The organism is Methanobrevibacter thaueri (assembly GCF_015062915.1).
GTDB lineage: Archaea > Methanobacteriota > Methanobacteria > Methanobacteriales > Methanobacteriaceae > Methanocatella > Methanocatella thaueri_B.
This window is the reverse complement of the sequence record NZ_SUTJ01000006.1, coordinates 1-25,003: the sequence shown is the minus strand read 5'-3', so window position 1 is coordinate 25,003 and position 25,003 is coordinate 1. Positions and strand designations below refer to the sequence as shown.

At 37.6% G+C, this 25,003-nt stretch carries 28 protein-coding genes and 1 tRNA gene; 4 read left to right on the top strand and 25 right to left on the bottom strand.

The features are described from left to right. Nucleotides 1–22: 22 nt before the first annotated feature. From E7Z78_RS05420 to cbiM, 9 genes are all read right to left on the bottom strand, one after another. Entirely contained in the window at nt 23–1,225 is a 1,203-nt protein-coding gene (locus tag E7Z78_RS05420; RefSeq protein ID WP_303724161.1) for an LUD domain-containing protein, read from the bottom strand. Then, nucleotides 1,212–1,883: a (Fe-S)-binding protein gene (locus E7Z78_RS05415; protein WP_303724160.1), complete on the bottom strand. Its 672-nt coding sequence runs from the start codon at nt 1,881–1,883 to the stop codon at nt 1,212–1,214. Before E7Z78_RS05415 ends, E7Z78_RS05420 begins: the two co-directional genes overlap by 14 nt. Then, on the bottom strand, nt 1,883–2,233 hold the full coding sequence (locus tag E7Z78_RS05410) for a DUF2304 domain-containing protein (RefSeq protein WP_303724159.1): 351 nt from the start codon (nt 2,231–2,233) through the stop codon (nt 1,883–1,885). Before E7Z78_RS05410 ends, E7Z78_RS05415 begins: the two co-directional genes overlap by 1 nt. An 8-nt stretch (nt 2,234–2,241) precedes the next feature. Beyond that, on the bottom strand, nt 2,242–2,946 hold the full coding sequence (locus E7Z78_RS05405) for a glycosyltransferase family 2 protein (RefSeq protein ID WP_303724158.1): 705 nt from the start codon (nt 2,944–2,946) through the stop codon (nt 2,242–2,244). A 12-nt stretch (nt 2,947–2,958) separates the two neighbouring features. Further along, nucleotides 2,959–3,417 carry a riboflavin synthase gene (gene ribC, locus E7Z78_RS05400; RefSeq protein WP_292894000.1) on the bottom strand — a complete coding sequence of 153 codons (459 nt, stop codon included), beginning with the start codon at nt 3,415–3,417 and terminating at the stop codon, nt 2,959–2,961. A 136-nt stretch (nt 3,418–3,553) separates the two neighbouring features. Next, nucleotides 3,554–4,387 (bottom strand): ATP-binding cassette domain-containing protein, encoded by an 834-nt coding sequence (locus E7Z78_RS05395; protein ID WP_303724157.1) that lies wholly within the window; start codon nt 4,385–4,387, stop codon nt 3,554–3,556. 6 nt (nt 4,388–4,393) lie between these two features. Next, on the bottom strand, nt 4,394–5,086 hold the full coding sequence (cbiQ, locus tag E7Z78_RS05390; protein WP_303724156.1) for a cobalt ECF transporter T component CbiQ: 693 nt from the start codon (nt 5,084–5,086) through the stop codon (nt 4,394–4,396). Nucleotides 5,087–5,127: 41 nt separating this feature from the next. After that, the gene (locus tag E7Z78_RS05385; RefSeq protein ID WP_296874036.1) at nt 5,128–5,415 is read right to left on the bottom strand and encodes an energy-coupling factor ABC transporter substrate-binding protein; all 288 of its coding nucleotides are present in this window, start codon (nt 5,413–5,415) and stop codon (nt 5,128–5,130) included. 10 nt (nt 5,416–5,425) lie between these two features. Further along, nucleotides 5,426–6,091: a cobalt ECF transporter S component CbiM gene (cbiM, locus tag E7Z78_RS05380; protein WP_303724155.1), complete on the bottom strand. Its 666-nt coding sequence runs from the start codon at nt 6,089–6,091 to the stop codon at nt 5,426–5,428. Nucleotides 6,092–6,288: 197 nt separating this feature from the next. Here cbiM and pyrF point away from each other — a divergent pair, with 197 nt between their 5' ends. Both pyrF and E7Z78_RS05370 read left to right on the top strand, forming a co-directional pair. Next, nucleotides 6,289–6,936 carry an orotidine-5'-phosphate decarboxylase gene (pyrF, locus tag E7Z78_RS05375; RefSeq protein ID WP_303724154.1) on the top strand — a complete coding sequence of 216 codons (648 nt, stop codon included), beginning with the start codon at nt 6,289–6,291 and terminating at the stop codon, nt 6,934–6,936. A gap of 85 nt (nt 6,937–7,021) precedes the next feature. Next, a complete protein-coding gene (locus tag E7Z78_RS05370) occupies nt 7,022–7,267 on the top strand; it encodes a DUF5654 family protein (RefSeq protein ID WP_303724153.1) in 246 nt (81 codons plus the stop codon). Nucleotides 7,268–7,316: 49 nt separating this feature from the next. Here E7Z78_RS05370 and E7Z78_RS05365 read toward each other — a convergent pair whose 3' ends face one another. From E7Z78_RS05365 to E7Z78_RS05330, 8 genes are all read right to left on the bottom strand, one after another. Beyond that, a complete protein-coding gene (locus tag E7Z78_RS05365; protein WP_303724152.1) occupies nt 7,317–7,844 on the bottom strand; it encodes a hypothetical protein in 528 nt (175 codons plus the stop codon). Beyond that, nucleotides 7,845–8,768 (bottom strand): deoxyhypusine synthase, encoded by a 924-nt coding sequence (locus E7Z78_RS05360; protein ID WP_303724151.1) that lies wholly within the window; start codon nt 8,766–8,768, stop codon nt 7,845–7,847. A gap of 15 nt (nt 8,769–8,783) precedes the next feature. Next, on the bottom strand, nt 8,784–9,686 hold the full coding sequence (locus E7Z78_RS05355) for a CBS domain-containing protein (RefSeq protein WP_303724150.1): 903 nt from the start codon (nt 9,684–9,686) through the stop codon (nt 8,784–8,786). Between the two features lie 112 nt (nt 9,687–9,798). Then, the gene (locus E7Z78_RS05350; RefSeq protein ID WP_303724149.1) at nt 9,799–10,788 is read right to left on the bottom strand and encodes an ATP phosphoribosyltransferase; all 990 of its coding nucleotides are present in this window, start codon (nt 10,786–10,788) and stop codon (nt 9,799–9,801) included. Nucleotides 10,789–10,882: 94 nt separating this feature from the next. Further along, the gene (locus tag E7Z78_RS05345) at nt 10,883–12,931 is read right to left on the bottom strand and encodes a cation-translocating P-type ATPase (protein ID WP_303724148.1); all 2,049 of its coding nucleotides are present in this window, start codon (nt 12,929–12,931) and stop codon (nt 10,883–10,885) included. Nucleotides 12,932–13,094: 163 nt separating this feature from the next. Further along, nucleotides 13,095–13,376: a hypothetical protein gene (locus E7Z78_RS05340; RefSeq protein WP_303724147.1), complete on the bottom strand. Its 282-nt coding sequence runs from the start codon at nt 13,374–13,376 to the stop codon at nt 13,095–13,097. A 9-nt stretch (nt 13,377–13,385) separates the two neighbouring features. Further along, complete coding sequence (locus tag E7Z78_RS05335) at nt 13,386–14,513, bottom strand: TIGR04083 family peptide-modifying radical SAM enzyme (protein WP_303724146.1); 1,128 nt, start codon at nt 14,511–14,513, stop codon at nt 13,386–13,388. Nucleotide 14,514: 1 nt separating this feature from the next. Continuing rightward, nucleotides 14,515–14,724 carry a TIGR04165 family Cys-rich peptide gene (locus E7Z78_RS05330; RefSeq protein WP_303724145.1) on the bottom strand — a complete coding sequence of 70 codons (210 nt, stop codon included), beginning with the start codon at nt 14,722–14,724 and terminating at the stop codon, nt 14,515–14,517. A gap of 168 nt (nt 14,725–14,892) precedes the next feature. Between E7Z78_RS05330 and E7Z78_RS05325 the strand changes: the two genes are divergently transcribed. After that, the gene (locus E7Z78_RS05325) at nt 14,893–15,075 is read left to right on the top strand and encodes a hypothetical protein (protein ID WP_303724144.1); all 183 of its coding nucleotides are present in this window, start codon (nt 14,893–14,895) and stop codon (nt 15,073–15,075) included. Here E7Z78_RS05325 and E7Z78_RS05320 read toward each other — a convergent pair. The 5 genes from E7Z78_RS05320 to E7Z78_RS05300 all read right to left on the bottom strand — a co-directional run bounded on the left by E7Z78_RS05320 (nt 15,072) and on the right by E7Z78_RS05300 (nt 19,473). After that, complete coding sequence (locus tag E7Z78_RS05320; protein WP_303724143.1) at nt 15,072–16,295, bottom strand: aldo/keto reductase; 1,224 nt, start codon at nt 16,293–16,295, stop codon at nt 15,072–15,074. The two genes, E7Z78_RS05325 and E7Z78_RS05320, sit on opposite strands and share 4 nt — an antisense overlap. A 38-nt stretch (nt 16,296–16,333) precedes the next feature. After that, nucleotides 16,334–17,188: a UTP--glucose-1-phosphate uridylyltransferase GalU gene (gene galU / locus E7Z78_RS05315; protein WP_303724142.1), complete on the bottom strand. Its 855-nt coding sequence runs from the start codon at nt 17,186–17,188 to the stop codon at nt 16,334–16,336. Nucleotides 17,189–17,280: 92 nt separating this feature from the next. Then, complete coding sequence (locus E7Z78_RS05310) at nt 17,281–18,786, bottom strand: hypothetical protein (protein ID WP_303724141.1); 1,506 nt, start codon at nt 18,784–18,786, stop codon at nt 17,281–17,283. Between the two features lie 127 nt (nt 18,787–18,913). Continuing rightward, nucleotides 18,914–19,000: transfer RNA gene (locus tag E7Z78_RS05305), tRNA-Leu, on the bottom strand. Between the two features lie 59 nt (nt 19,001–19,059). Then, nucleotides 19,060–19,473 (bottom strand): DUF371 domain-containing protein, encoded by a 414-nt coding sequence (locus E7Z78_RS05300; RefSeq protein WP_303724140.1) that lies wholly within the window; start codon nt 19,471–19,473, stop codon nt 19,060–19,062. Nucleotides 19,474–19,518: 45 nt separating this feature from the next. On the opposite strand from E7Z78_RS05300, the gene E7Z78_RS05295 reads away from it, so the two are divergent. Continuing rightward, nucleotides 19,519–19,944, top strand: coding sequence for a DUF123 domain-containing protein (locus E7Z78_RS05295; protein WP_303724139.1), 426 nt, complete (start codon nt 19,519–19,521; stop codon nt 19,942–19,944). Here the strand turns inward: E7Z78_RS05295 and E7Z78_RS05290 are convergent. Genes E7Z78_RS05290 through E7Z78_RS05280 form a run of 3 tightly spaced genes read right to left on the bottom strand, consistent with a single transcriptional unit; the run spans nt 19,934 to nt 24,632 of the window. Next, nucleotides 19,934–20,425 (bottom strand): hypothetical protein, encoded by a 492-nt coding sequence (locus E7Z78_RS05290; protein ID WP_303724138.1) that lies wholly within the window; start codon nt 20,423–20,425, stop codon nt 19,934–19,936. The two genes, E7Z78_RS05295 and E7Z78_RS05290, sit on opposite strands and share 11 nt — an antisense overlap. A 10-nt stretch (nt 20,426–20,435) precedes the next feature. After that, nucleotides 20,436–22,037 carry a helicase HerA-like domain-containing protein gene (locus E7Z78_RS05285; RefSeq protein WP_303724137.1) on the bottom strand — a complete coding sequence of 534 codons (1,602 nt, stop codon included), beginning with the start codon at nt 22,035–22,037 and terminating at the stop codon, nt 20,436–20,438. 6 nt (nt 22,038–22,043) lie between these two features. Beyond that, the gene (locus tag E7Z78_RS05280; protein WP_303724136.1) at nt 22,044–24,632 is read right to left on the bottom strand and encodes a DUF5814 domain-containing protein; all 2,589 of its coding nucleotides are present in this window, start codon (nt 24,630–24,632) and stop codon (nt 22,044–22,046) included. Between the last annotated feature and the right edge of the window lie 371 nt (nt 24,633–25,003).

Sequence of the window (25,003 nt, the reverse complement as noted above, 5' to 3'; positions counted from 1 at the left end):
TGCATTGATTTGATCATTAAGTTCAATATGGAGAATCCCTTTTGGAAACATTATCCTTGATTTTTCCATGTGCCTTAGGATAGAATCCAACTTCAGTTGACAGTTTCCTCATATTTTCGATTATCTCATTGGTTGGTATGGCTACCGGACAGTTAAGTGTGCACAATCCGCATAAGGTACACATGTACAATCCTGAGTTGAAGCAGGTCTCATCATCCTCAATGAACTTGGACATTGCAACTCCACGTCCCCCAAGGTAATTGTTGAATCCGAATTCGTTTCCAACTGCATTGTAGACCGGACAATGCACGACACAGTTTCCGCATCCTATACAGTAGAGGCATTCCGGAGTGGCATCGCTTCTTCCATTATCCAAAAGAATCACCACAACCCTTTCAGCACCATACATGTTTTTCAAGAGCTTTTTTTCAATGTCAGCTGTCTTTGAAGGTCCTGATATCACGTTCATGTATGAGGTGACATAGCTTCCTGTTGCAAATATTGTCTCCAGTTTCACAATGGATATTGCATCCTCAAGTGTCGGCACTATTTTATCGATTCCAGCTACAATTATATGCAAGTCCTTGAGTGAAACTATTGAAATATTTCCCTCATTGTGCACCATAACGCATGACCCCTCTTCGGATGCTATTGCATTGGCTCCACTTATACCTACATTTGCATATTTTAGCCGATTCAGCACATCTTTCCTTACGGCCTCCATGATTTCACGAGGCACCGGATCAACATTGACATCAAGTGACTCATTTACAATGTCGGTTATGTTTGAAACGTTCAAATGTGAAGCAGGTCCTGTAGGGTGAACCGGTTTGTTGTCAACCTTTTTAAGCTGAAGTATCCTGTCCCCAAGGTCTGTTTCAACAACATCAATGCCATTATCTTTCAGATGGTTTTTAAGGTTGATTTCACCCAATGTATTTGATTTTGCCTTTGCAACAACTGAGGCATCATACTCCTCAAGCAGTTCATCAATGATTTTCAGGGCGTCTTGAGAGTCATCGGCCAATATGCATTCGATATCGTTGCGCTCAAATGATTCCAATAGTTGGGCTAAAAGCTCATCGTTGTGTTCAATAGAATATTTCTTGATTTCCTGAACCCGTTTGACTAGTCTTTTAGTGGATGAGGATTCCTTAATGGAGTCTGACCTATTTTTTACTGTGTTAAATGATTTTCTCATTGTTTCAAGTTCACTCTTCTTCATCCAAACCACCATATTTAACTAGAAATTCAGTCAAGTCCAGAACTTCCATTTCATCATTTTCCAGATTAAGCTTGCAAAACGGACAGGCAGTAATCAAAATTTCACATTCAGTGTCCTTGGCCTGGCCAATTCTTGATTTTGCCATTTCATCAGCAATTTCAGGATAAGCGGATTTCACTCCACCACCAGCTCCGCAGCATAGGCTGTTTTCACGATTGTTTTCCATTTCAACCAAGTCGGCAACGCTTTCAATGACACTTCTCGGATCGTCAAATATCTCCATATGCCTTCCCAGATGGCATGAATCATGATATGTAACTTTGAAATCATTTTTTGAGAAGTTAAGTTTGCCTTCACTGATTAAATTATTCAATAACTGTGAAATGTGAATGACATCAATGTTCTCATAATCCTCTTTTAAAGTCTTATAGCAACCTGCACATGATGTCAAAACGGTTTCATCCTTAAAGGCTTCGCTGTTTTTTGCAATTTGCTCCTGCGCCTCCTTTAAAAAACCAGTTCTAAGCAATACTGAACCGCAGCAAGCCTCATCTTTTAAAATATGATAATCTACACCTGCAAGATTTAAAAGCTTTTCAGTTGCCTCAGCAATGCTGGTCTGCTTTTCCCTTGCGGTGCATCCTCTAAAATAAAGCATTATTCTTCCTCTTCATCATCGAGAGTTATTTCATTGTTGATAGCTGATTCCTTAACAATCTTGTTGATTTCATCCTGTAATATATCAATTCTATTATATAATGCAAATATTATGTAGAATAACACTAAAAACACTACGATAATGATGAAATCCAATCCACGGGTGATACCGAACAATTCCGCAAAATGTTCACTTGCATTTGGGAAGATTGAAAATATGATAACGAATATCCACAATACTGTCCATAGGATTACAGTCATCAATGACTGTTTCTCTCTTAGGTACCTGTAAAAGAACCATAAGATAGCCAATATGGATATTATTGGGAATAATATTGAGTATAATAACATTTAATCACCTAAAACTGATGTCTGATCATTTGAATTAAAATCTTTAATGCCTCTTTGGAATTTGTTCCCTTAGCCTGGGTTTCTGGAGTGTAGATTGTTTGAATTGGAACTTCCGCAAATGGAATGTTATTGTCATGGACTTCACGTATGAATTCTGATGAGATTAGATATCCTCTTGCATTGATATCAATCTTCCTTAAGGCTTCAAGGGTTATTGCCCTGAAACCGGTCTGTGAATCACTTACTTTAACTCCATAAAATATTCTTGTAAGAAGGTTCATAACCCAGTTTGCAAAGTTTCTTGTAAACGGCATGTCCTTCAATGGCCTTACACCAATCACTGCCTGTGCTTCCCCTTTCACCAATGGAGTTATGACATTATCCAAGTCCTCAGGAGAGTGCTGACCATCTGAATCCATACTTACAACATATTTAGGGTTGAACTTGAAAACCGCATCGAATCCTGTTTGTGTTGCAACGCCAACTCCCCTGTTGATCATGAGGGAGAATATGTGAATATTATCCGGATATTTCATTTTTGACTCCTTGATGACCTCAAGGGTATTGTCTGATGATCCGTCATTTACAATGATGAGATTGTATCCTTTACGGGCAATCGATTCTATCACAGGCTGGATTCTTGTTGCCTCATTGTATGCCGGAAGAATGACAAATGTATCCTTCTTGTCCTTTTCTGTTATTTCAAATCCCATATTGCACCTTTATTATAATGGTCCTGCATCCTCTTTTCCTTCACGCATTCCCATTCCTGCCTCTTTTCTCATTGCCTTTCTTGAGTACATCATCTTAATGAGGTTTTGTGCATGTTCACGTGCCCTGTTTTCTGCAAGCTTTGCAAGCTCAACAGGATCTTCCTCTTCATCCTCATGCACGAACACTTCCAATATGTGAGTGTTTGTCATCAATTGTGCGTTGATTAGTCCTGTTGATGCCTCATGGGCGCACATCTTATCCTTTTCCATAGGTCCAGGCATTCCAAGTGCCATTACTATATCACAGTTTTCCTCTTCAATGAGAATTTTAGCGGTTACTGGAAGGTCTTTTACACCTGGAACGGTTTCACGAATTATTTTTAAATCATAAGCGTTCTTTTTAAGCTCGTCAATTGCTGCTGAAGCCATGTCAAAGCGAGCGAAAGTTGTGTCACAAATTCCAATTCTCATCTAAATTCACCTTATGAAGAATTATGTTTATTAAAATATAAAAGTTTAGTTGAAAAATAAGAAAGTATTATGAATTATTACTGTGAGTAATACTTTATGTGATGGAATTATGAAAAATTTTTGAGTTAAAAAAAAATTAGTTTTTATTAGCAAATTTTAAAAACTTATCCTTAGCTTCTTCGATTGTTAATGGATAATCATTTTCCATATCAAATCCTTCAGCTTCAAGCTGTTGGAATAGCTCTGTAACTATTGGCACTTTCAAATTAGCTTTTTCAAGAATTTCAGGTTGAGCAAAAATCTCTTTTGGAGTTCCTTCGGCTATCAATAGACCATCAACTAAAACAAAAACGCGTTTTGCATAGTTAGGAACTAAATCCACTTCATGTGTTGATATGATAATTGTAATTCCTTCATCGTTTAATTCTTTCAGTAATTTTGTTAAATTGGTAACACCCTGTGGGTCAAGTCCAGCTGTTGGTTCGTCTAAAACCATAATTTCAGGTTTCATTGCAAGAATGCCTGCAATTGCAACCCTTTTCTTTTGACCTCCACTTAAGTGATGAGGAGCCTTTTTCTCAAAACCACTCATTCCTACACGAGAAAGAGCCTCTTCGACACGATCTTGGACTTCTTCCATAGGCAAACCCAAGTTCAATGGTCCAAAAGCAACATCTTCCTCCACTGTTGGAGCGAAAATTTGGTCATCTGGATTTTGGAAAACTATTCCTACCTTTTGCCTGAATTTAAGCAGGGATTTCTTATCGTACTTTAATTCTTCACCATCAATAAATACCTGACCTTCATCAGGTTCGTAAATACCATTCAAATGTAAGAATAATGTTGATTTTCCAGCACCGTTTTTACCTAAAAGAGCAACCATTTCTCCTTTTTCAATCTTTAAGCTAACTCCCTTTAATGCCTGATAATCAGCATTATATGAATATTTTATATTTTTAACTTCTAACATTAGTGATTACTCCCTTTTTTGTGGTTCGTAAATTGGCAATTCTCCTGTGTATCCTCTTGAATCAAGGGAATGCTGTAAAGTTTCACTTTTATCAAGGGATCTTAAGAAAATTGTACTTGCAAGTGCTCCTAGAGATTTAAATGAATTCCAATAGGAATGATAACCTAATCTTGTTTCCTGTGCCTTCTGCATTGTATCAATCTCATTTAAGAAAATGAAAATTGAATTATACATTAACAATGCAATCTCAATGAAGATTTTTGGAACTTTCATAGAAGCCAAACAATGCAGGATTTTCGCAATCGGTGTTGTCAGTGCAAGAAAACCCAATAAAGGCAAACAGCCCACAACCCTAAAGAATGTGTAAACACCATAGTGCAGGGAGTCTGTTGTAACCACAATGCCGAATATTCCTGTCTCGTAAATCACTTCCCCTCTTCCGAAGAAGAATATCAAGAACAGACAGGTTATTACAACAAATGCCATTGGAATGGACAGGAACTTCAAATATGATCTCCAATTGATTTTTGCTATTGCTAAAATCACAATGGACATTACCATGAACATTAATATGTCAAAATACAGATTATCAAGTGCTAAAGTCAAAACTAACAATATGATTGTTAAAAACAATTTGAAATAAGGATTTGTTTCTGTTAATTCGTTATGATGCGCAATATAATCCATATCAAATTTCATAAAAATCACTAAAAAAAGAAAAAAATAATAAAGAAGATTAATTATTCTTCTTTACCTTGTCCTCTCCAGTAACCGAAGAAGTAACCAATGATGATTGCTCCTATAGCTGCTTGAAGAGCGAATAATAAACTTTCTATTTCACCGCTTGGTGGTTCCCATATTGATGCAAACCATGGTTTGAAATTGGTTGCTTCGATAGCTTCACTAGCTGCATCATCTGAACCTCCAAAGTATCCGTCATCTTCTCCATGACCACTGAACATTATTAATGGTGCAATGAAGATAATAATACAAACTACCGCTAAAATAATTAATGTTGATGTTTTCATATTTATCACCTTATGCTTCATTTGGAGCTAATGCACCAAGTTTATCTAACAATTTTGGTTTGTATTCTTTTAATCTGTCCCATATAATTACAGTTAAAATACCTTCACCAATAGCTAATGGCACTTGAGTTACTGCAAAGATAACTAAGAAGTTAGTTAATGCTGCACCAAATGTTGGAGCAGGGAATGCTAAAGCTAATTGGAATGAAGTAGCAACGTAAGTTAATAAGTCACCTAAAAATGCTGCAAAGAAAACAGCAATAGTTGATGAAATACCTGCTTTTGTTAAACCTTTGTATACAATCCAAGCGATAAATGGTCCTACAATACCCATTGAAACAATATTTGCTCCTAAAGTGGTTAATCCACCGTGTGCAAGTAATAATGCTTGGAAAATAAGTACGATAGCTGCAAGTACTGCAGTTACAGCAGGACCAAAGAGTGCTGCACCTAATCCGTTACCACAAGGGTGTGAACAACTTCCAGTAACAGAAGGTAATTTCAAAGATGATAATACAAACATGAATGCCCCACTCACAGCAAGCAATGCTTTTGATTCAGGGGTTTCATCTACGATTTTTTTGATTTGATAAATACCAAAAGCGACGACGATGATTGCGACAACGAACCATACGATACACCAGTTCAATGGTAAATATCCTTCCATAATATGCATAAATTTTTTCCTCCAAATATTATCAAAACGATTTGATAAATCACTCAATAAAAATTTAAATTTAAATTAAAATTTAATAAAGTTTTATTGATAATGTTATTATATTACTTATTACATATAAAGGTATAGGAAAAAGTAATACTATTTAATTAGGCAAACCTAAAAATTTTATGTAAAAAATAAATGATGGAGATTATATGAATATAAAAAATAACTTAATTTTGGCCCTTGATGTCATGAGCGAAGGTGAATCCATCGAAATTTGTGACTCTATTAAAGATTACATTGACACAATAAAGATAGGCTACCCACTGGCTCTAGCGGAAGGGCTTGAAATAATCAGCAAATTAAAGGACAAATTTGGATTTAAGGTAATATGCGACTTCAAGGTGGCCGACATCGATGCAACAAATTCAAAAATATGTGAAGAAACCTTCAAGGCAGGAGCAGATGCAATAATCTGTCATGGATTTGTAGGATCAGACAGTGTCCAGGCATGCCTTGACATGGCAAACAAGTACGAAAGGGAATTGTTCCTGCTGACTGAAATGTCACATCCCGGAGCAAAAATGTTCCTGCAGAAAAATGCAGACGCAATAGCTCAAATGGGAGTTGAAATGGGAATCAATAACTACGTTGCACCGGCAACAAGGCTTGATCGCCTATCAGACATAAGGAATATTGTCGGCAATGATGCATACATCATCTCACCGGGAGTTGGAAAACAGGGTGGAGACGGTAAAAAAACACTTGAGTACTCAAATGCAATCATTGTTGGAAGAAGTATTTATGAAGCCGAAGACCCTAAGGTTGCATGTGAAAATCTAATAAAATCACTTGATTAAATGTAAAGTTTTTTAATAAAAAGATATAAAAATAATATTGTTCTTATTATCTTGGAACAAATAAATTGAACGGAGGAAAAAAAGCATGGCAAATGAAGTAACAAAAATGATTATGGAAACTATTTTAGCATTAATCACAACAGCATTTGCGTTCGTTGCAGGTGAAGCATGGAACAGTGCAATCCAAGCTTTAATTGAAGAATGGATTGGAGCTGGAAGTGCATTATCTAGTTTATTCACTTACGCTATCATAGTTACAATCATCGCAGTTATCGTAACCGTACTCATTGCAAGAATTGCTGGTAGAATGGGTATTGAAACTGGTGAATAAATATAAAAAAAATAAAGGAATTTATAATTCCTTTTTTATCTTCTTTTTTTTAATTAAACTTTTCAAAACAAATTCCTGCAATCACATAGGATATTTCAAACAGCAGGAAACAGACAAATGTCCAAATACTGAATGCTCCGCAAATTGCAAGCAAACATAATACTATTTTCAACACAAACCTATATTCGAAAAACAGGTTTAAAAACTTATTTTGTGTGACTGTGTCTATCAATTCATGACCAACCTCATCAGCCAAGGTTCCAAGAATACATATTAACAGTATTACAAGACTCAATTGCGGAATTCCGAAAGCCAGGCAAATCAAGATAAACACTATCAATGTGACAATATGGTGAGCCCCATCTATTTTTAAGGCCAAAAAATTGCCTATTGGAATTGCTATGAAAATATATGCCGCACCGACATCATAAATTGCTGCAACACCAGAAGCCAATCCGCATATGACCCCAAGGACAGTCGCAAATTTCAAGTCATGATTTACATCGAACAAGTCGTCTGAATACTTCATGAAAAATCCAGACAGTATAAACAATATTGCTAAAATAATATAACTCATCTAATCACTTTTAATTTTATCTAAGACAGCTGCATAAATCAATGGGAAAATTACAGTGACATCGCCAACTACACTAGCTAGATTTGATCCGCATTTTGCTTTTGCCCATGATTTGGCCTCTTCCAATGGAGCCCCACCAAGACTTCCGGCCTCAGGCCGGTCCATGGTAATCTGGATAGCTGCATCAAGACCGCCTTTAATAACATTGGAAGCCAATGCGTAATGTTTTGTCAATCCTCCACCCAAAAGCACGGCTCCAACCTTTTCAGATTCGAATACTATGTCTGATAGATAGTGCATATCTGCAACGGCATCTACTACAAAATCATGGTCCTGTGAGAAAATCCACAATTGAAGACCTGTCATTGAATCTATCAATCCCGGTGCAAATATTGGAATGTTATTTCTTGCTGCTGTGGCGACAAATGAGTTTTCATCTTCAACCAGAAGGCCTATTTCATACAGCAACTCCTGAATTGAGATTACTTGTTTTTTAGAGGAAATTTCCTCAAAGATTTTTGTTATTTCGCTTTCAAATAGTGTAAAGTCATCAGAGCCAACGTTAATGTCTGCGATTCTGCCAATGCCCTCTTCGTTTAATTCCTCATCATCCTTTCCTTCATGGCGATAATGAGATCCTCCAAAGGCCTCTACAAGATCATGAGTGATATTGGCTCCGCTTGATATTATCAAATCCACATGACCCTCGTTAATCATTTTTGTTACTATGTTTCTCATTCCACCAGGTATCAATGGCCCTCCAAGGCTCATGAATACGCTCATGTCATCATCCTGGATCATTTCGGCCAGTATATTGCAGGCTCTTGCTACTCTGCCTGCACCTAAAACACCTGAATCATCAAATTGATTTATCAAATCAATTACTTTCATACTGCTGTCTACATCAATCTGATTCACTTTCATTAAATCACTTTAAAATTAATTTGTATTAACTGGGAATTCCTTTAAATTGGTAATGCTTTCAATTAAATCTGTTCTTGTAACAATTCCAAGTAGAACTTGATTATTATCGGCTATGATTAATCTGGAAATTGATTTTTTACGCATTACCTCAATGGCATTTGCAATTTTTAAATCCTCATTGACTATTACCACATTTGTTGACATCAATTCCTCTACAGCCTTATCCTCATCATCATTGGCGATTGCCTTTACCAGATCGCTTAAGGTAAACACTCCCACAACCTTTCCATCCTTGATTACAGGAGCTCCGTCAATGCTATTGCTGACAAATTTCCTGGCTGCCTCCTTTACAGAACAGCTCGGACTGAATGATATTACGTCACGGCTTGCAATGTCTCCTACGGTCAGCTTTGGAATGCTTCTTATTGTTTGTGTGTCAACAAGCAGGATATTGTCCATATCATCTCTTCCGACAATCTTTCCTATTACTCCCAAGTTGTTTACTGGAGTCGGACCGATTCTTATGGTATCTCCCAAATTCAAATCCTTAATGCTTCCCAAAACCTTAATTGCAGCTTCACATTCCCCAGGTTGAGGAACACTTGTGAACTCTATCTTTGCAACGGAAATGTCCTCCACCTTTTGGCCGTTTTTAAAGATAGGTACAATCGAATCATTGTCAGAAACTGAAATGTTTAAGGCATGATAAGCCTCAATTGTTGGTTTATATCCTCCTCTAGGTCCAGGTACTCCCTTAACTAGACTTAAACTTCTTAATGATTGCATCTGGTTACGTATTGTTCCAGGGTTCCTATTCATAACCTCAGCAATATCCTCTCCCTTAATAGACTTGCCATTGGAGGATTGATATAAATTAATCAGTGTTTGTAAAATTTCTTTTTGAACGGATGTTAACATGTTTATCCCCTTCGAGTAATATAATATAAATATTTATGTAAAGTATGATTTATAAATGTTAATGATAAATAATGATAATTTAAAAATGAGAAAAAAAGAGAGTGAAATGATTTTACTCTATGAGTTGTTTCAAATCATTTCTGATGATTGAAGTTGCATCAAATCCTTTAATGGCATCAACCATTTCAGGGAATTTTGATTTTGGAATTAAAACATTGATTTGTGAAAAATCAGAACCTGGAGTTATTGTAGGCTCATCTGCACAAAGCTTGTTTTCAATTAGATAATTAGAAACCTCTTCAATCTTTTCATTTGCAATGTTGAATTTTACATCGAAGTATTTTTTAGCGGTGATTGCCCCAAGCAATTGCTCATAAATCATTTTTGCCTTTTCGAGCTTCTCGCCGGTACAGCTCACACCAGCATACAGGCCTGCTGAAGAGTGCAAGATTGTTTCTATTTCCTTCAACCCTGCCTTTTTGAGGCTGCTTCCGGTTTGGGTGTTGTCAACAATCAAATCAGCACCTTTTGCAATGTAAACTTCTGTTGCACCGTCTGAGTTTATGACCTGAACCATCTCATTGTCTCCATCGGTCAAGCCTCTTACCTGAACAAACGGTACTGAATCGCCGTATAATTCCTGGTAAACTTCATTTTCCATGATGAATTTTCTGGTCAAGTTTGGATATTCAGTGAAACATAGAATTGGAGTTTTTCTATCCTTGTTTGCCCTGAATAAATCTGATAGACTATCATAGGGTGAATCGTTAGGAACAGCAACGATCAAACGGGTCTTACCATAATCCAAGTCACCGATTTTAATTGTGCTTGTCTTTCTTAAAACTGATTCCTCTTTAATCCAGTCCTCACCGACAATTGCAATGTCAACCATTCCCCTGTTCAGTTCAACGGGAGTGGATTGCGGACGGGTTAGAAAAGCCTTGATTTCATCATCATTTAAAATTTCAATTTCATAGGACTCGTCACCAGGCTCGTATCCTTTCACTTCATAACCTGCATCGACAAAAAGCTGGTGAGTGTTGCCTCTTTTCACATTATTCAAACTTCCCTTTGGAAGCCCTAATATTATTTTATCGTTCATGTTACTACCTACAATAAGATTAATCATTTAAATATTTAAGAATTTGGATATTTAAAAAAAATAAGTAAAATAAAATTTACAAAAAAGAAAAGAATTAGTTGTGATATGGTTCACAACTTTGTCTGTCCAATGCATGCTTGTGTGCGTGCATATGCTTGATTCCATTTTCGGTTTCGATTTCATCAATTATCTCAATTCCGTCATGAGAGTGAGTGTGTTCGCCATCATTGTGGAAATGATAATGGGAATGCTCGACGTTTTCAGTGTCTATCTTTTTGATTGAGTCATCGAAATGCCTGTCATAAAGCAATGCTGCATTTAAAACCACCAAACATGAGCCTGCATTGTGCACGATAGCTCCTGTTACAGGATTCAGCAATCCAAGCACTGAACATATTATCGCAACTGCGTTGATTGTCATTGAGATTGCAATGTTGGCCTTGATTGTGAATAATGTTGAGTTTGAAAGCTTTTTGAGATATGGTATTTTACCGATATCATCACCTAAAAGCGCAATGTCTGCAGCCTCAATGGCCACGTCACTTCCAACGGATCCCATCGCCACACTTACATCTGCGGTTTTAAGTGCAGGAGCGTCATTCACACCATCACCAATCATGCAGACCTTTTTGCCTTCGCCTTTAAGTTTCTCAATCCATGAGAGTTTCTCTTCAGGCAAGAGATTTCCAAAAACCTTGCCGATTCCGACTTGTGAAGCGAAGTAATTAGCAGTTTCTGTGTTATCTCCAGTGAGCAATATGGTTTCAGTACCCAATTCATGCAAGTTTTCTATCATGCCTTTGGAATCTTCACGTATCACATCAGATAAACCGATTAATCCCACAACTTCACCGTTTAATGCAACAATAATTGAAGCTTTTCCTTCGCTTTTCAGCTTGTTTAAATAGTCATCAATATCAACTTTTATATTATTTTCATTGAGAAATTTGGAGTTTCCTGCATATACAATACCAAAAGAGTTTTCACAAGTGACTCCCTTACCAGGGTACATCTTGAAGTCTTTTGGTTCTTCAATATCTATTTCAGCTTCTTTTGCATTGTTTACAACGGCCTTAGCCAATGGGTGTTCGCTTAACTTTTCACATGATGCTGTGAGCTTAAGCAAGTCCAAATCAGTCAAATCCTCCCTGAGGGAGATAACATCAGAAACTTCTAAATTACCGTAAGTTAAAGTACCGGTCTTGTCGAACACTAAAGTATTTAGGCCACCTAATGTCTCAAGTGCTTCACCGGATTTGATTAATACACCATACTTTGTTGCCTGACCGATAGCGGCCATGATTGCAGTTGGTGTAGCAAGTATCAATGCACATGGGCAGAACACTACCAGAACTGTCACTCCCCTTTCGATGTTGCCGGTTACAAGCCATGCCACAATTGCAATTATCAGTGCAACAGGAACAAGCCATGTTGCCCATTTGTCTGCAATCCTTTGTGTTGGAGCCTGCTTTTCATCGGCTGCCTTTACAAGGTCAATCAGTTTTTGAAGTGAGGAGTTTTCACCTAAACTGGTTGCTTTTATGTCAATTGCTCCGTACATGTTCATTGTTCCGCAGAATACCTCATCGCCCACTTCCTTATCAATTGGCAATGATTCCCCAGTCATGATTGACTGGTCAAGTGAGGTTGTACCGCTTATTATTTCACCATCCACAGGTACGCTTTCACCCGGAAGAATCCTTAAGGTATCTCCGATTTTGATTTCATCAACAGGAACAACTTCCTCAACGCCGTCAATTATTCTTCTTCCTGTTTGTGGAGTCAAGTTGATGAGGTTTCTTAAACCTTTCTTAGCCCTTTCAACTGTCCAGTCCTCTAAAAGAGCACCTAATGCCATGATCCATGCGACTTCACCTGCAGCGAATATCTCGCCAATCAGCAGTGATGCCACCATTGCTATTGCAATCAGTAGTGCAGATGAAATCCATTTTTCACGGATTAATCTGGTCATTGCCAGAAGCAACATCGGAATACCACTTATAATTACTGTTCCCCAAGCAGGGTTGAGGTAAACGGGAGTGTCTATTCCGAATATCATGAAAATTATTGCAATCAATAGAAATATACCTGAGAGAATAGTCATTTTCAAGCCAAATAAAAAATCAGTTATTTCATCAATCACATTTTACACCTTCTTGAATAATTGTTTTAGATTAAAAAGTATTACTTTTTTTTAATTCTTTTAAATACTAAGTATTACTATTAATAATTATGCAAGAGGACATATATAAAAGTATTACTTTTTTAAAAATCATTTATATACTAAGTATTACAAAATGTAAAAATTAGATTTCATCATCTAAAATACTGATGATTTTTCGGGCATAAACCCTATCCTTTTCCTTTTCCTCTTCGGACAGTTCGGAATATGGAATCTGTAGCTCATTCCACCTATTTAACTTGGATTTGATATTAAAAATAGTTTGCTTGTCTTCATCACTTAACTCATCATCAAGCTTATCCAAAATGACAAGCAATGAAGACAACTCTTGGGAAAGATGACTGGACCATTCACACCACTGTTCATGTTCCAATTCAGACAGTCTTTCCAAAAGCTCATCCCTCATAAAACACCACTAAGGCTTCATCGCAAGGTCCATTATGCTGAACGGATCTCCCTCTTTTCTTTCAACAGGCGCACCCATTCCAAAGGCTGAACGGGCAAATTCCTTATTCATTCTTTTTGAAACCTCACCGAAAATCATCTTGTATGCTGTGCATTGAGGATCTACCGCCTGTGGTGTCTGATATGCAACGATTGCATTGTAAGGACATCCTCCTTCACAGTATTTAACGTATTTGCATGATTTACAGTTTTCATCAACATAATCCCTGAATTCCATAAGCTTAGCCCATGCATCAGAGGTTTTCAAATCGTCAAAACTAGGATTTGTAGCCACATTGCCCAATACATATTCAGGCATTCCGACAAACCTGTAGCACGGATAGATTGAACCGTCGGAACCCACTGCAAGAGTTGTACCGATACAGTCGGCAAATGTGCATAATGTTCCTCTTCTTCTAAGAGATGACTTGCAGATATGGTCCAAATCCATTACTGTGAACTTATCCAGGTCATAAAGGTACTTGTCCAACCAGTCAATGAGTAGTTTACCGTGCTCTTCCTGGTCAAGTGCCCATGGGTCTGCATTGTCCCCTCTAAGGGACGGGAGCGCAGCATGGATTTTAAGATTCATCTGTTCACTTTTAAAGAATTCATACAATTCATCGGAGAAATCCTTTGAATAGTCAGTTACGGTCAATACGAAGTTAATAATTAATCCTTTTTCCTTAGCTAATCTGAATTTGGCCATGGTCTTATCGAAGTATCCTTCTCCCCTTTGGAAGTCATTGATTTGTTTTGGCCCGTCAATGCTTGTGCTTACAACAACATTGTATTTTAAAAACAGGTCAATGAGCTCTTCGGACAATAGCCAGATGTTGCTTTGAAGTGAAAATCCTTCAAAATTATCCAGCTTGGACAGCTTTTCCAATGCTGCCTCGTAGAAGTCATATCCGGCAAGTAGAGGCTCTCCTCCATGGAATGTGAAATGAACCTTGTCGTCCCTGAAGTCTTTCAGCCATTCGACGATTTGGTCGATTATTTCCAAATCCATCATTTCCTTTTTGTTTTCAGATCCCCAGCAGTACTTGCAGTTTGATGGACAGTTAAGGGTGGGGATAATCATTACATGAAATGTCATTTTAACCGTGTATCTTGTTTAATTCATTTAATAATTGTTTTTTCTCATCCGGGTCCATGTTCTCATTTACGAAAAATATGTAACCGCATTCTTCACATTTTACAGTATCCATTTCTGCGTGAGCCCTGTGATTATCCAACATTCTTCTGTGAGCAATCTTATCTTTTGAACCACATTTTGGACATGGTGCTACTAATTCTTCAAGTTTCATTTTTTCACCTTGTATTACTTTTGGTTTTCAAAATATATAATCATATAGTTAATCGAAACCTTTAAATACTTTGGTGTAACGGGAACAATTTTACGAAGTGGCTTCAACAAGCTTTAAATAAAAAATAGGCAAATATAATATACTTAATTAATATTTAAAGTGATTGTTATGCCATATGACTACTATGACCAGTTAAAAGAGCAAAGAGACAGTGAAAAATACACTGAGACAAGTGATATTATCAGGAAAAATGTGTGGAATGACAGCATTGATTTTCAAAAATCCATTGAATGGATGGAAGTGGAAGACAAAATAAGAATAAGATTGTATCTTTTGTTAAGATACAACTAACGGTTTAGAAGTTTAACTATTTGATTATACAGCGGAATTCCAATGCCCTTTGCAATAGGCAATATGAATCTGAATCCAGGTATTTCAAATTCCTTTTTAACCTTTTTAAGCTCAGAGATAATGTCAAGCTTTTGAGGACATTTTCTAAGGCACTTTCCACAGCCATTGCACAATCCGGCATTTCCTGCCTTGCCCATTATTCCCCCAACGTACTGATAGTAATCCATGAATGACTGGTTTATGAAACCCTTATGGTCAAATAGATACTTTTCATTGTATATTTTCAAACATTCCGGAATATTGACTCCACGTGGGCATGGCATGCAATACCCGCAGGTGGAGCAGTTAATCCTAAGGGAGTTCTTCATTACCCTTTTTACAAGCTCCACTGTTTCAAGCTCCTCAAATGTCATTGACATTGGAGTTGTCACATCAGCAATTGCGATATTGTCCCTGATTTGCTCCATGGAATTCATTCCTGAAAATACGCAGCTGACATTGCGATTGTTCAATACCCATTGCATTGCCCATTGGGCAGTGGTCTTGTCAGGGTCAGCTTTTTTAAATATTTCTTCAGCCTCTTTAGGCATTTTTCCTGCAAGTATCCCACCCTTTAAAGGTTCCATTACGAAAACACCCATCCCCTTTGATGCAGCATACTCTATTCCCTCAATGCTTGCCTGGACGTTCTCATCAAAGTAATTGTACTGTACCATGACAACATCCCAGTCATAACCGTCAATGAGAAGGTCGAATTCCTCCTTGACCCCATGGTATGAAAAGCCCACGTGGCTGATTTTTCCTTCTCGCTTGGCCTTGCTTAAGAATTCAAACAAACCCTTCTTAAGCAGCCTGTTTACTGTCTTCAAGTCGACTGAATGAATCAGGTAATAGTCTATGCAATCCCTTTGAAGCCTTTTGAGCTGTTCATCTAGGAAGTATTCCATATCCTCGTATTTCCTTACCTGAATGGATGGAAGCTTGGTGCAGATTTTAACCTTATCTGCATATTCTCCCTGAAGAATTTCACCTAGAAACTTCTCGCTGTCGCCATAAAGATAAGCAGTGTCAATGAAATTGATTCCATTGTCAATTGCATAATAGATTTGTTGTCTTGCTTTATCCCTGTCGATTTTACCGTTTTTTAAAGGCAATCTCATAGCTCCAAAACCCAATGGAGAGACTTCATCGCCTGTCTTTTTGATCAATCTATTCTGCATAAAAATCAAAGAAAAAAAAGGATAGTTACAGTATGTAACTATTTATATTCATTAATCATTTCTCTCATATAGTCGATTAAAGCATCCTTTGACTCAGGATCATCCATTGCAAACTCAATGGAAGTCTTTAACCATTCAAACCTGTTACCTATGTCATAGGTTTTTCCCTCAAAGGTGACACCGTAGATGGCATCGAGCTTTTGAAGGGCATCGGTGAGCTGTATTTCACCGCCAACACCAGGTTCTGTCTCATCGATTTTATCAAAAATATCAGGAGATAAGACATAACGACCCATAATAGCAAGATTGGATGGTGCTTGATGAGCCAATGGCTTTTCAACCAATTTTTCAATGTTATAAACGTTATCCTCAACTTCTGTTCCCTTGATGATACCGTACCTTTCGACTTTTTCTCTAGGAACCTCTTCAAGGGAAATTGCTGAAGCTCCATATTTATCATAGACATCCATAAGTTGTTTTGTGCATGGAGTAGGTCCTTTAGTGATTGAATCTCCTAAAAGAACTGCGAATGGCTCTCCGCCGACATGCTTTTTAGCACAGTAGATAGCATCTCCAAGACCCTTTTGCTCCTTTTGCCTTACATAGCATATGTCAGCCAAATCAGTGATTGCACGAACTTGCCTTAACCTGTCATCCTTTCCTGCGCTTTGAAGGGTCTGTTCAAGTTCGAATGACTTGTCGAAGTGGTCTTCAATTGATCTTTTGTTTCTACCGGTTACAATCAAAATATCGTCAATACCTGAAGCCACTGCCTCTTCAATAACGTATTGAATTGTTGGTTTATCATAAACTGGCAACATTTCCTTAGGTTGCGCTTTAGTAGCAGGCAAGAATCTTGTTCCGAAACCTGCTGCTGGAATTACAGCTTTCATAAATTATCACCATAAAAGTTTATTAATATAATTTTTGGTTTAATTATTATAAATAAATAATTATTAATTTGAAAAAAAAGAGAGAAATGTAGTTATTTTTTAACTACAATTTTATTTGAATTTGTTAGACCCTTATAAGTTGTCTTGATGACATATTTTCCAACCCTCAATTTTTTTGAAACCTTGAATGCTGCAATGCCCTTCTTGTTTGTTTTGATTTTATATGTCTTGCTTTTGAACTTGATTTTGACAACTTGATTTTTATAGGCCTTTCCCTTGGAGTTTAACACTTTAACATTGAATTTAGCAGATTTCTTAACCTTTTTTGACAAGTTTTTAGTTATCAATACGCTTTTAACGGTGATTTTGTTTTTGACAATGACATCACCATACTGTGAAAAGATTGTGTATTTCCCAGGCTTTTCTTTAATCTTTAATGTTGCAATTCCATTATCATCAGTCATGAATGAGTATTCATGGTTGTTGATGTAAAATTTAACATCCTCAAAAATTGCGGGTTTTCCATGCTTGTCGTAAACCTGAATATTGAACTTGCCGTTGGAGTTGTAGTAAACTTTCAAGTCACTTGAGATGATTTTTTCACTAATCTTTTCAGTGCTTTTCACCAATACAAATGAGCTGTTCAATTCCAAGTCCTCAAAACTGGTTACATTACTTTCACTTGCATACCAATATTCAACATCATCCGGTTTGAGATATTGATCAGGATTATCGATTGAATCACCCCAATAGTTATAGTTGGCATCAAGACTGTCAGAATAGCTGTGAACAACCCTTCTTCCATCAGGAGAGATTAAAATTGAATTTCTAATGGTTCCATTTTCACCAGCCCAGAAAATTCCATTGTCGCTTATGCCCCAATTCATAAATTTTGATGAAAATATTGACCCGTTCGCTCCTCTCCATTCAACAGCCGAACCTGTCCATCCTCCATTGTCCACAAATGAAGAGCCTATAATCTTACCATCATTACCTCTCCAGCAGATTGCACCTCCTCCATTTGGATAACCGACATCATTGTGGTTGAAACCGCAATCTACAACAGTACCATTATCACCTTCCCATAGTATGGCTCCTCCCTGATTGATACGAGCTCCCATAGGTCTGAAACGATAGATATGAGTTATGGAACCGTCCTCATTGACTATGATTTCTTCCTTATCGAATGGATCATCCTCGATTCCGCTGCCGGTGTTGTTGATGAATGTGCAGTTTTCCAAAATTCCATTTGCACCACTCCAGTAAATGGCGCCACCTCCAACATCAGACCTGAAATAGTTTCCCAAGGCATTTCCATTGACAAATCGAATATTCTTTATAACAACATTGTCAGCGGTTACATTGAATATCCTTGATGACTTCTTAGCATCTATTGTGTGTCCTGAACCATCTATTGTCACAGGCTTGGAAATGACGATTTCCTTATCGGTACCGTTTTTGTATTCATAATCTGAATCTAATGTGACTGTGTCATCTGTATTGTTAATCTTATCGGACAGATCATTAAAACCTGGAATGTCCATGACATTAGACTCATCTGTGCCATTTTCACTAGCACTAACTGTTGAAAGGGTCATCAGCAGTAGAAAAAGCAATGCGCATAAAATAAGTTTATTTTTAAAAAATTTCTGAGCAATTTGATTCATAATAATATTTATAGAGTAATGGAATATAAAAATTACCTTAAAAAAAAATTTATATAAATGGTGCGGGGGACGGGACTTGAACCCGCGAAGGGACTGACCCACTAGGCCCTCAACCTAGCGCCTTTGACCGCTCGACCACCCCCGCATATAACAAAAGTGGTTATTAAAGAGTATGTTTTTTACATTATATAAAGTTAACTATTATTAGCACAATTTTATAGTTACATCCATGATTTTTTCATTTTTTAAATCATCAATAAGGTTGCTGTCAAGATCCCTTGCAGCCTTGTCTGCCCTAATCATCAATGTGCGTGAACAGGTATAGTCACTGGTTCTGCAGACAATGTCAGTAGGATGAGTTAATGTCAAGTCCTCATGGCCAAAACCGTTTATTTCATCATGCCCATTTTCCGTATCAAGAATGACTGTTATTCTGGTATCTGAATTAGCAATCTTGTCCTTGAACTCCTCAGGAAAGTTCAGCATTGACTTGTCCGCTGATGTTCCAACAATGCAGTCTGCAGTCGGCCCGATTTCAACATCCTTTGTTACTTCAAAGGTGGACTTGTGAAGTGAGGTTACATTCTTATGGCCCCTACTTTTAAGTTTGAAAATCATAAATATAATTTAGATTGAAAAAATTAATAAAAGTTTTGTGTGAAGATGAAAGGCTGCTATTGCTTGATAATACATGTCAAGAGAAAATCCGAAATCAGGATAGGTTCGAAACTGGGACCCATGGAATTCAAAAGAGGAATTTATGTTTATGTAGGCTCAGCCATGAACTCATTGGAATCACGTCTTAAAAGACATTTGAGTGATGATAAAAAACTACATTGGCATATAGACTATCTTTTAAAAGATGATAACTCTAAAATACTTGACATTATCTACAACATCGATAAAAAGGTAGAGTGTGATATATCTGAATTCCTTAAAACTAGAGCAATTGGAGTGAAAAATTTCGGATGTTCAGATTGTGACTGTGAAAGTCACTTGTATTATTTCAAAAATAGAAGAGAAGCTATTGAACAGGTGAAAAATGCCTATGATTCAATAGCCATGGATTACAAATTTTTTAAAAAATGAATCTCTGCTTTTTCTTATGTCTATAACTAATTTCAAATGAATTGAGTGCAATTTCCTTTAGGACTTCTTTTGCTTCGCCATCAATACCTACAACATTTTCCCATTCATTTTCAAGAGCGGATATCTCATCAAGAACTTCAATGCCATTAGGAGTAAGTTCACAGTCATAAGGAAGGCCACTGTCTGGATTTTCATCTATTTCAATCAATCCTTTCTTGGCGAGCTTCCCATACTTTTTCAGGTAGAGGTCCAAATGAAGATTGAACAAATCGTCCTTTTCAGCCTTTTGATATTGCTTTACCCTAATCCTTTTGTGATGAGGCTTTTGATGTTTCTTGACCTGTTTAAGGAGTTTTATTTGACTTTCATGAAGGAAAACGCTTAGGTTTTCCCGTACATAAGTCATTTTGGACTCCTCAATGACACCAATCAATGAGGAGGCAGGCATTCTTGCAATTGCGTCTTTATGAGGATGGGCCATCATATCACCTTTATTTCATTTGGCCGAATATTCCTCTCATGATTCCCTTGGTGACTTCACGAGCAGCAGTGTTCATGGCCTGTGAAGCAGCCTTTTCAATTGCTTTTTGTTGAGCGGACTTTTTAGTCTTCTTGCCGCTGGCAGGTTGCTGACCGCCTAAAACGGTTCCTAAAATACCTCCGATTACATCACCGGCATTAGGATTTTGGGCTTGTTCAGGAGCCTCTTGGACAGGTTCAGGCTGATTTTCAACTTCAACCTTTGCTTCCTCGATGATTTGCTTGTCGATTTGTGCAACTTCACTTTCAACATTAGGGTTTGAATCAACCTTTTCAAGAAGCATCTCATAAGCTGAAAGAGGGTCAACAGCTTCCCAATATTTTGATTTGAGCTCTGACAAACTTATCAGTTCACTTCTCATAGCATCATCAATGGCTCCGATATAACTTTGTGGAGGCACTATATCGACTTTTTGAACTATTCCAGGCACACCGCCTTCCTCCAATACGGAAACTAGTGCCTGACCGATTCCAAGTTCTGAAATTACGCTTGCAGTGTCGAATTCAGGGTTTGGACGGAATGTTTCGGCTGCAACCTTAACTGCCTTTTGGTCTTTTGGAGTATATGCATGAAGTGCATGTTGAACACGGTTTCCAAGCTGTGCCAATATATCATCGGGGATGTCTGCAGGAGATTGTGATATGAAATATAACCCTACTCCTTTTGAACGGATCAATCTTACGATCTGTTCGATTTTCTTACCAAGTTCAGGAGTCATGTCATCAAACAGCAAATGAGCTTCATCAAAGAAGAATACGAATTTAGGCTTGTCCATATCCCCTACTTCTGGAAGGTTTTGATAGAGATTGGAAAGCATCCATAAGAGGAATGTTGAGTAGATTTCAGGAGATAGGGAAAGTTTCTGTGAGTCCAATACGTTGATAATACCCTTGCCGTTTTCATCAACCCTCATGAAATCGTTCAAATCAAGAGCTGGCTCTCCGAAGAACATGTCTCCCCCTTGGTCTTCAAGGGTGATTAAATTCCTTAAGATTGTATTTGCTGATTTTTCAGCAATGGCACCGTATTGACTTTCATATTCCGCCTTATTTTCAACAACGTGATTGATCATTGATTTCAAATCTTTCATGTCAATGATGAACAATGATTTCTCATCAGCCACCTTGAACACTATATTCAATACCCCTTGCTGGGCTTCTGAGAGATTTAAGATTTTACCCAGTAAAATCGGTCCCATTTCAGACATTGTCACCCTTACGGGAAGACCTTTTTCACCGAATAAATCCCAGAACTCCACAGGATATTGCTGATATTTGAATCCTTTATCTGCAAGACCGTACTTGTCAACATTAGTCTTGATTTTTTCTGTTTCTGAACCTATTTTAGCAAGTCCTGAAATGTCCCCTTTCATATCCGCCAAGAATACAGGCACGCCCATATCAGAAAATGATTCTGCTAAGGTTTTTAAGGTTATTGTTTTACCAGTTCCGGTTGCACCGGCAATCAGACCGTGACGGTTTGCCAGTTTAGGCAATAAAAACACATTGGTGTTGTCATTGCATCCGACCAATATTTTTTCTTCTGCATACATTGATGTTCACCCATTTTCAATTTTCTTAATTAAGTAGTTTGTTTTTTTAACTATATTTCTTTTATTGTAAGCTTGAGCAATCCTTTTGATTGCATCCAGATTCTTGACGAAATTGTCCAGCCATGAGAATATGTCTCCCGGATAGACCTGTATCTGGTATTTCCTGAAGAGCTTGTTTGAAATGTCTTGAGGGTCCTTTCCCTTGAGCCTCTCATGGACGATTACCTCTGATATTCCCCTCTGCAGGCATTGGCAGAACGGTCTTTCCTGACACCTGCACTGCATGAAATCTGTCTGCAATTGGATTAATGCATCCTGGAATTTCTTGTCTACCTTGTCAATGGCCTCTCCGCTTGATATTATGTCTAGGGTGGATTCTGCAAACAGCCTTGTTGAGAACTTGATTTTCAATGCGTTTGATATCTGATTGTGGATGACGCTTGAAAGATAAGCGTTTTCAAACATCTCCAGGTCCATTGCCATTGCAAGAATCAGCACCTTGAGCTTATCGTACTTTTCCTTTTTCTTATACATAGGAGAGTGTCCGACATAATGCTTCAAGTAATTTCTATCATTTAAAGTGGTTTTGATGAATTCAGCTTCAGGAATTGAAAGGAATGAGACTGATGTTGCCCTTCCGTATCTGGTGACCTCCAACCGGTTTGCCATGCGATTGATTAAATCTAAATCCTCCATCTCATCAACGGCAATCTTTATGCTTATCGGCACGTCAATGTTCTTGTAGAACTTATTGAGCTCGTTTGTTGATTGGATGGATGTTGAGGATATGTCAGCAAGAATCTGCTCATATGCTGATTCCTCATCATATTCAATGTAAACGTCATCGCTGTTGCTTTCAAGCAAATCCAATGCCATGGCCTCTTCGGATTCTCCCTGAAAATCATTGCCAACTTCAGGAAGAAGATATACTATACCACGGTCGTGATAGGATGGCCTTCCGGCACGCCCGAGCATCTGTGAAAACTCATTCGGATTAATCCACTTGTTACCCATCACCAGTGAGTCGAATATGACCTGTGAAGCTGGGAAATCCACACCTGCAGCAAGGGCTGCTGTTGTGACTACACAGGAGATTTTACCCTTGTCAAAGTCCTTTTCAATCTTTTCCTTTTTATAATATGACAATCCCGCATGGTATGCCTGTGCATTTATGCGCTTGTTTGAGAGGTAATTGGCGATTTGATGGGTTTTTCGCCTTGAATTTGTAAATATTATGGTCTGTCCACGATATCCCTTTTTGGATTTGGTGTTGTACTCCCTTTTTACCAGTTTCTGCATGATGTGCCTTTTGGAGGATTCGTTTCTAACATACACCAAATGTCTTTCCAGAGGCACTGGACGCTCTGAGTATTCGACAAGCTTCATGTTGAACTCACTGGCTAAAAAGTCAGGGTTTTTCACGGTTGCAGACAATCCTATTATTTGGGTTTTAGGGTACAGGTGCTTTACACGTTTTATAAGGCCGTTTAGACGTGTTCCCCTGTCCTCATCATCAATCATGTGAATCTCATCTATCAGCACCACACCTAGATTGGACAGGCTTTGTGAGTTTCCGTTTCTCAAAAGATAATCTATTCCCTCATAGGTGGCCACAACAATGTCTGCCTTTGAAACATCACTGTCCGGCAGGTTCAGCTCTCCTTTCGCCTTCACCCTGTTTCTTCCGACCTTGATTGCAACCTTCAATCCAAGCTTTGAGTATTTCCTTTTGAAATCACGATATTTCTGATTTGCAAGGGCGACCAGTGGAGTTAGGAAAACGAATTTCTTGCCCTTAAGAGCCTTTGAAATACCTGCAAGCTCACCGACAAGTGTCTTACCTGAACCTGTAGCACTCACTACCAAAAGGTCCTCTCCTTTTAAAAGCCCTTCCTTGATTGCAAGATACTGGACCGGCAATAGCTTGGTGTTTCCGGACTCAAGCAACACCTCCTTGAACCTCTTGTCAATCTTTAACCTTTTCATGTCAATTGGAGGGATGATATGCTTTGACTTTCTTGTCTTGTCGAATAAAGTTAATTTACGGTTTTTCAATGGGTCGAAATGAGGGTCAAGCACGGACAATGTCTTTTCAAGGCTTCCTGTCTTTTCAAGTGTGGATTTCAGGTTTCTGAAAATCTTTTTATCAAACCCTTGAAGCTTTATTTCCTGCTTTATGGTGTCATGTGCACAGTCCCTGCAGATCAATTGATTGTTATGCTTATATGAATAATCCGAATTGACTATGGTAATGTTTCCGTCATAGGCACAGAAATCACATACCTGAGTGTGCCTTACCTTGATGTTCAGGGATTTCAGGAAATCCTCAACCTTCTTATCTCTTGTCGCTAGAAAAACCGCCTGTGAACGCAATAGCTTAATTACCTCTCCCGGAGGCATGAGCTTTTCATTTAAAGTGGAGTTGTCCTTGAAGTTATAATCCGCCACGAATCTTGATATTGATAATGTGTCGCCGTCATGTGAGAACTTGATGTTTCCAACAAATTCAGGTTCCCTCTTATGGTTCAGTGCATTTTTCGGCGAACCTATCGGATATAGTCTCCACTGTTTTTTAATCTTTTTTAAAACTAGCATTGTATTTAGATATATTATTAATTGTTAATAAATCTTATAAAAACAAGATGAAAAAAATAAGGTGTTCAAAAGAACATGATTAAAGAGAGAATAAGATTATCCCCCTAATAGGTATATTTGGAAACTTTTTCTTTTAAACACCTTATGAATTTAAACCGTTCAAAAATGACGGTGAAAAAAATTAATTACATTTGAAATTAAATTCTTAAATAATAATTCTTTTTTATAGTATTTTAATGTTTTGATTGTTAAAATTTAGTTACAAATGAATGAATTATTATAAATATTATTTTTGGGTGTCCGCCAAAATTGATTTTTGATTTTTTGTCAAAAAATTTTTAGGCTTAATTTCAATTATTTTTCGTATATTC